We start from the raw sequence: 7,870 nt of genomic DNA on the forward strand, positions 1-7,870 counted from the left end.
GGATCAGTCCTCTTTACCCCAATGAAAGGAGGTCACTTATGAAAAAGATTCGTAGTTACACCAGCATTTGGTCAGTGGAAAAAGTGCTCTACGCGATCAATGATGTTAATCTACCATTCCCCGTCACGTTCACGCAAATGACTTGGTTCATCGTTGCGCTATTTTTGGTCATGTTGCTGGGCGATGTACCACCACTAAGTTTTATTGATGGCGCGTTCCTAAAACATCTCGGTATTCCAGCAGCCATTACTTGGTTCATGAGTCAAAAGACTTTTGATAACAAACGGCCACTAGGTTTTCTTCGCTCGGTGATCACTTATTTTACCGCCCAGAAGATCACGTTTTCCGGACGGCCAGTCAAACCCGTTAAAGCCCATGCCCTTGACCACATCACCCACGTAAGGAGGTTCAACCAGTGAAGTTTCCCATAAAATATATCGAAGACAATTTAGTGTTTAATCGTGATGGCGAATGCTTCGCCTATTACGAACTCGTCCCCTATAATTACTCTTTTCTCTCACCTGATCAAAAAGCGGAAGTCCACGAAAATTTCCGTCAGTTGATCTCACAAAACCGTGACGGTAAACTGCATCTCTTACAACTTGCCACCGAATCCAGTATCAAAGACACGATGCGCCGTTCCAAAGCCACGGTCAAAGGAAATTTAAAAAGTATTGCCGATACGCATATTGACGGTCAAGCCGCCGCGTTGATCGACAATATTGGCGATAATCAAGTTGATTATCGTTTTTTTATTGGTTTTAAACTGCTGTTAAACGACCGCGAGTTATCCGCTAAAGGCGTTTGGCATGATATCATGCTTGGCATTCAGGATTTTCTTCATGAATTCAATGAAAAATACACCGGTGACTTCATGGTCATGAACAACAGCGAAGTTGATCGTTTTCGTAAAGTCGCCCGCTTCCTTGCCGATAAAGTCAGTCGCCGGTTTAAAATTCGACCGTTGATTAAAGATGACTTTGGTTACTTGTTAGAACATCTTTACGGTATGTCAGGGCAAGATTATGAAGACTACCAATACCACCTGCCACGACAAAAAAATGAACAAGATACGGTAATCAAAAAATATGACTTGATCAAGCCAACGCGTTCGTTGATTGAACAAAAGCAGCGTTACTTGATCATCACCCACGGTTTCACCGAATCCTATGTCACCTATATGGCCTTATCCGATATTGTTGGTGAATTAGATTTTCCCGGTAGTGAGATTTTCTACTTCCAGCAACAACAATTCGATTTTCCCATTGATACCTCACTGAATGTGGAAATTGTGACTAACAAAAAGGCACTAACTAAGGTGCGTAACAAAAAGAAAGAATTGAAAGATTTAGATAACCACGCCTATGAATCTAATAACGAAACCACTCGCGGTGTCGCCGATGCCCTTGATTCCGTTGACGACTTGGAGGCTGAGCTTGATCAAACTAAAGACGCGATGTACAAAATTTCCTATGTCATTCGCGTCAGTGGAAAAAGCTACGATGAAATGAAAAAGCGCGCTGATCAAGTCCTCGATTTCTATGATTCATTGAATATTAAATTGGTTCGCCCGTTCGGCGATATGCTGGGGCTACACAGCGAGTTCATGCCCGCTTCAAAGCGCTACATGAATGACTACATTCAATACGTGACTAGTGATTTCATTGCCTCATTAGGCTTTGGTGCTACTCAAGCTTTAGGAGAACGCGAAGGAATTTATGTGGGCTACAACGTGGATACCGGCCGCAATGTTTTCATCAAACCTGACTTAGCCGCGCAAGGCTTAAAGGGAACAGTGACCAATGCTCTTTCGGCCGCTTTCCTTGGTTCACTTGGCGGTGGTAAATCATTTTCTAATAACTTACTCGTTTACTACGCCGTACTCTATGGCGCACAAGCTTTGATACTTGATCCAAAATCGGAACGAACTGATTGGGCGAAAAATTTAGACTTCATGCAAGACGATATTAACATCGTTAACCTGACCAGCGAAGAAGCGAATCGCGGTTTACTTGATCCTTATATCATTCTCAGTAATCCAAAAGATTCTGAAAGTCTGGCGGTCGATACACTCACCTTTTTAACGGGAATCTCTAGTCGTGATGCCGAACGGTTTCCGACTTTACGTAAAGCGATTCGCAACGTCACCCTTGATCCGCAACCCGGATTATTGAAAGTGATCACTGAACTGCGCCGCGAAGGGACCCCGATTGCCAACAATATCGCTGATCATATTGAATCGTTCACCGATTATGATTTTGCCGCCTTACTCTTTTCAGATGGCTCCACTCGCCGTTCGATCGCCTTGGACCGCAAAATCAATATCATTCAAATTGCCGATTTGGTCCTGCCTGATGCGGACAAAACGCAAGATGAATACATCACCGCGGAAATGTTATCCGTCGCCATGTTGATGATCATCTCGACTTTCGCCATCGACTTTATCCATGCCGATCGTTCGCAATTTAAAATTGTCGATCTCGATGAAGCTTGGGCATTTTTGAATGTAGCGCAAGGTAAAGCTCTTTCTATGAAGTTGATCCGTGAAGGCCGTTCAATGAATGCTGGGGTTTATCTAGTCACGCAAAACGCTAATGATCTTCTAGACGAAAAGATGAAAAATAATATCGGTATGAAATTTGCCTTTCGTTCGACCGATATTAATGAAATCAAAAACACCCTCACTTTCTTTGGGCTTGATGCCGAAGATGAAAGTAATCAACACCGCCTACGTTCACTGGATAATGGTGAATGCTTATTTCAAGATATTTGGGGCCACGTCGGTGTCCTACACTTTGATTATATCTTTGAACATCTATACAAGGCCTTCGACACTCGCCCACCAGCGCAGATAACTGGAGGTGAGTAAATGTCGGTACGTAAAAAACGACTTTTATTACTGATCGGCTTTGTGCTAGTCGTGGTGCTAGTGAGTGCTACTTCTCTCCAAAGTGTCCACGCAGCAGGCCTAGTCGATGAAACCGTCAATAATAAACACGAATTTTCCAAATATCCAGTCAATAACTATCAACTAGATTATTTCGTCGATTCATCATGGGATTGGTTGCCATGGAACTGGGGTGACGGCATTGGCAAGTCGGTCATGTACGCTATTTATGCTATCACCAATTTTCTGTGGCTGATCTCCGTCTACCTCTCCTACGCCACGGGTTACCTGATTCAACAAGCTTACTCACTAGATTTCATCAAAGATACCACCGATGCCATTGGTAAAAACATGCAACTACTCGCCGGGGTTTCTAAAAACGGCTTTAGCGCTGACGGCTTTTATCCCGGTATGCTTTTGTTGCTGATATTAGTGCTTGGCGTGTATGTCGCCTATACTGGCCTGATCAAACGTGAATCCTCCAAAGCCATCTCAGCGGTAGCCAATTTTATCGTGATTTTTATTCTGTCGGCAAGCTTCATTGCCTACTCACCCGACTATATTGGCAAGATCAACCAATTTTCCGCCGATATGAGTACCTCAGCTTTAAACACTGGTTCTAAAATGATCATGCAAAATAAACAGTCCACCTCAAAAAACGGGGTTGATGCGATTCGTGAAACGTTATTCAACATTCAAGTCAAACAGCCGTGGACGTTATTACAGTTTGGCGATTCTAATCTCAAGGAGGTTGGCGAGGATCGCGTCAACAAACTGGTCAAAACTGATCCGTTCAAGAACAAAGGTAAAGATCGAACAGAGATCGTCAAGGCTGAAATTGAAGATAAAGAAAACGACAATCTATCAGCGGTCAAAACGATTCAACGTTTAGGTGTGACCACCTTTGTGTGTATCTTCGATATCGCAATCACCATTTTTGTCTTCTTTCTCACAGCGATGATGTTATTTAGTCAAATCCTCTTTATTATTTACGCCATTTTCTTACCGATCAGTTGTCTCTTAGCCATGATCCCAGGATTTAACGGCTTAATGAAAACGGCTGTTTTGCGGCTATTCAATACGATCATGATGCGTGCTGGCGTCACTATTGTCCTAACATTGACGTTCTGCCTTTCCACCATGATCTATGGGCTATCGACCACCACCCCATTCTTTCTGGTCGCCTTTCTCCAAATCGTCATCTTTGCCGGCATCTGGATGAAGCTCGGCGATTTAATGGGCATGATGCAGCTTAAAAGTTCTGACTCCCAAGCTGGTGCTAGTCGCTTGCGCCGCAGTAGTAGCCGTTTGATCCGGCAGGTCATGGGCAACGCCGCAATGGGTGGTATGCTCGCACGCGGTTTAAAACCACGTCCACAGCCGCAGACTGAAACTGGTACTGATGCAACCGGTAAAGGTAATTCAAAACGACCACAGCCCAATAAACGCGATGCCACCACTAGCAAGATGACCCGTGCTGGTAAAAAAGTGGGTGCTGCATTAGATACCAAAAAGAAAATGGCCGCAACTGCGAAACACACCAAAGAACAGTTAAAGGATCTGCCAACCAATACAAAATATGGGTTACATCAAGGTAAAGAAACGGCTAAAAAAGGTATTGGTGATTTCAAAAATGGGTTGAAAAATCAGCGTCAAGACAATCAATCAGAACGCGAACTGGCCGCTAAAAAACGTCGGGAAGAAATGCAACGGCGTAAATTAGTGGTTGATCCGCCAAAGAATCCACGGCAACCGTCTAATTCTGATCCGATCAAGAAAAAGTCGGCAGTTTCTCCAGTCACGCAACCAAAGCCACGCGATCCCAGTACCACTAAACTACCACATACTAAAACACCAATAGAAAAGCCAACATCACGGCCCAAACAATCATTCACGACTGCACCCAAAACTGGTGAGAAACGGCAATTCAAACCGACAACTGACAAGCCACTGAATCTCGTTGTCAATAAAACAACCATGCACCGTAAATTGCTGGTCAAGCCAAGGCAAAAACATGATGAATAAGAAATGGTTAGGCCTAGCCGTTTTGCCGATCATACTCATTAGCTTGTTGTTCTTTTCAGTGGCAATGACAGCTGATGACGATGATAGTAGCGATTCTACTGAGTTAGTGGTTGATTCGATGAACCTTTCCGCAGAAGTACTCAAGTACAAAAGTACCGTTGAAAAATATTGCAAGGAGTTTGGTATTCCTGATCAAGTAACCGTGATTCTCGCGATTATGCAAGTTGAATCTGGCGGTAAAGGTAGCGATGTCATGCAGTCTAGTGAATCACTGGGCCAAGCTCCCAGTAGTTTATCGCCGGATGCTTCGATCAAACAAGGCGTGAAATACTTTGCTAGTTTAATCAAATCCATGAAAACAACCAAAACTGATTTAAATACAGCTATTCAAAGTTACAACTTCGGTGGCGCTTTTATTAATTATGTGGCTACGCATGGTAAGAAATATTCGCTACAAATAGCCAGTGATTTCGCTAAAGAAAAGGCCGGCGGCAAAAAAGTCACTTACACCAATCCAGTTTCTGATGAAGGTTGGCGCTACGCTTATGGCAATATGTTCTATGTAAGTTTAGTCAGCCAATATCTTAGCCCGACTGTGGCTAACTTCAGTGATAAAACGGTCAAAGCCATAATGACCGAAGCACTTAAATACCAAGGCACGCCCTATGTTTTTGGCGGCTCAACGCCAACCACAGGTTTTGATTGTTCTGGGTTAACCAGTTGGGCTTACGCCAAGGCTGGTATTAAGCTCCCGCGTACCGCCCAAGCGCAATATAATGTGACCCAACATATCAGTATCAAAAACTCCAAGGCCGGTGACTTAGTATTTTTCAAAGGCACTTACGCAACTTCAGATTACATTACCCACGTTGGCATCTATGTCGGTAATATGCGCATGTATAATGCTGGCGATCCCCTTGGCTACGCTAACTTAAATACCGCCTACTGGCAAGCACACCTTGTTGGTGCTGGTCGCATCAAGAAATGAGGTGATTATCCATGACCTTAAGTGAGAACGGCTATAGCTACGACCACTGGATGGACCTGTTAACTAACGCTATTGATCATACTTTGGTTGAAAGTCGGATTGATTTGAATTACGGCGATAATCGCTTATTACGTAACAAACAACTCGATCACGCTTCAGCCGAATGGGAACGCATCAAGTTTTTTGAACAACATGAACCGAATGTTAATGATCTAGTCAAAGCGATTGATTACTTTGTCGCCGAACTGCCGCAATTTGAATTTGGTAAACGTCGTGAGTTCCGTTTAGCTTTAGAACATGAACAAAACGTCAAAGAGTGGTTAGGCAATACTAAGTTTCGTGAGGAAGACCGCCAATACATTTTAGATCGAGAACTACACCTTGCCGAAGAATTTTTCACCAACGATGACAAATACGATCTTTATAGTGAACTAGACTATCGCGGCTACACCCAAGTCCGTCTACGCCAGTTATTTGACCGCTTTCGCAATGACTATCCCAAATTTTATCAGTGTTATGAACTGGACCACAACTATCAAAAAAATAATCACCTTGCCATCTTGCAACAAAATAGTGTAGCTAATCTCGCCACTAAACTTAAATGGTAAATCTGATCCACAAGGAGGAACAATCCATGGCCCGTCAAGATTATGAAGACTACGACTATGAGTACGACGACTACGAAGATCCCCGTGATCATCGCTATGCGGAACGCCCGCGACCACAGTATCATGAAGATTATGAGGATCGACCACCGCAGCGAATACAGGAACGGGACGAACGCAACTATCGCCGACCACCAGATGATTATCGCGATGAGCGTTACCCACCCCACGACTTTGAACAACAACGTGAACCACGGTCATCCTATGATCGAGAAAGTGAACACGATCTACAGTATGAATACAACGAACGTCCAGCCAAGCATCAGATCGCTTCACATAAGAAAGCCCGTCCCAAGCGGCCGCGTAAAAAAGTCAAACGACAACGACCACCAAAGCGCCAACCAAAACCGATGAAAGAAAAAAAAACCCGCAAGTTAAAACAACCTCGCGTTGGCATCCGGCGAAAAACTACTTGGTTCTGTTGGTTGATCTTGATCGCTAGTGTGAGTTTTGGCGTGTACAAGAATTTCACTGCCATCAATAAACACACAGTCCATGAACGTGAAGTAGTGAAAGTTAAGTTGACTGATACCAACGCGATTGAAGCATTCATCACCGACTTTGCCAAAGTCTATTACACATGGGAACCTAACCAGGAAAAATTAGAAAACCGACAAAAAGATCTTAGTAAATTTATGTTAAATGGATTGGTGACCCTGAATGCCGATGCTTTGCGTTCAGATATTCCGACAACTTCCACTGTGTCTGATATTCGAATTTGGAAAGTTGAGGCTAAAAAGAATCAAGTCAATGAAGTCTTATTCACCGTTAATCAGCAGATCAAAAACAGTCAAAAAGAAGACGCCGCAAAAGCAATCGAGTCCACCTACTCATTGAATGTTATGAAAAATAAAGATGGTGACATGGTGATTGTGACTAATCCAACGATTGCGGCAGCTCCGTCTAAGGCCAAAGCAACAGAAAAACAGCTTCAAACAGATAGTTCAATTGATGCCGAAACCACCAGTAGCATCACTAAATTTCTAACGACTTTCTTCACCCTTTATCCTAGCGGCACCACCAATGAACTGAAATATTATGTCGATGGAGGGACAAAACCACTAAATAAAGACTACCGTTTTGCGGAACTGGTCAATCCCACCTTCCATCGTCAAGGCGACAACATTCGAGTTGACGCGACCGTCAAGTTCCTCGATAGTGAAACCGATATGACCCAATATTCACAGTACTCTCTTATTTTAGAAAAAGCAGGTTCAAACTGGACAATTAAGTCTGGTTTATAGTAAAAACCACGGCGTTCAAATGAATGCCGTGAATACATAATATGCTTTAAATAACAATTAA

Annotated in this window: 6 protein-coding genes; all 6 read left to right on the top strand. The window is 43.4% G+C overall.

The window, feature by feature from the left end; genetic code table 11:
• The first annotated feature begins 38 nt into the window (after positions 1 to 38).
• Genes ON15_RS10160 through ON15_RS10185 form a run of 6 tightly spaced genes read left to right on the top strand, consistent with a single transcriptional unit; the run spans position 39 to position 7,809 of the window.
• The gene (locus ON15_RS10160; protein ID WP_010581389.1) at positions 39 to 419 is read left to right on the top strand and encodes a conjugal transfer protein; all 381 of its coding nucleotides are present in this window, start codon (positions 39 to 41) and stop codon (positions 417 to 419) included.
• Positions 416 to 2,869: a conjugal transfer ATPase TcpF gene (tcpF, locus tag ON15_RS10165; protein ID WP_010581390.1), complete on the top strand. Its 2,454-nt coding sequence runs from the start codon at positions 416 to 418 to the stop codon at positions 2,867 to 2,869. Before ON15_RS10160 ends, tcpF begins: the two co-directional genes overlap by 4 nt.
• Positions 2,870 to 4,912, top strand: a complete 2,043-nt coding sequence (locus ON15_RS10170) for a CD3337/EF1877 family mobilome membrane protein (protein WP_010581391.1) — start codon at positions 2,870 to 2,872, stop codon at positions 4,910 to 4,912.
• Complete coding sequence (locus tag ON15_RS10175; RefSeq protein ID WP_010581392.1) at positions 4,905 to 5,900, top strand: bifunctional lytic transglycosylase/C40 family peptidase; 996 nt, start codon at positions 4,905 to 4,907, stop codon at positions 5,898 to 5,900. The genes ON15_RS10170 and ON15_RS10175 overlap by 8 nt, the downstream gene beginning before the upstream one ends.
• Positions 5,901 to 5,911: 11 nt before the next feature.
• On the top strand, positions 5,912 to 6,508 hold the full coding sequence (locus ON15_RS10180; RefSeq protein WP_010581393.1) for a hypothetical protein: 597 nt from the start codon (positions 5,912 to 5,914) through the stop codon (positions 6,506 to 6,508).
• Between the two features lie 26 nt (positions 6,509 to 6,534).
• Positions 6,535 to 7,809 carry a conjugal transfer protein gene (locus ON15_RS10185; protein ID WP_010581394.1) on the top strand — a complete coding sequence of 425 codons (1,275 nt, stop codon included), beginning with the start codon at positions 6,535 to 6,537 and terminating at the stop codon, positions 7,807 to 7,809.
• The last annotated feature ends 61 nt before the right edge of the window (positions 7,810 to 7,870 follow it).

It is taken from the genome of Liquorilactobacillus vini DSM 20605, assembly GCF_000255495.1.
Taxonomy (GTDB): Bacteria; Bacillota; Bacilli; order Lactobacillales; family Lactobacillaceae; genus Liquorilactobacillus; species Liquorilactobacillus vini.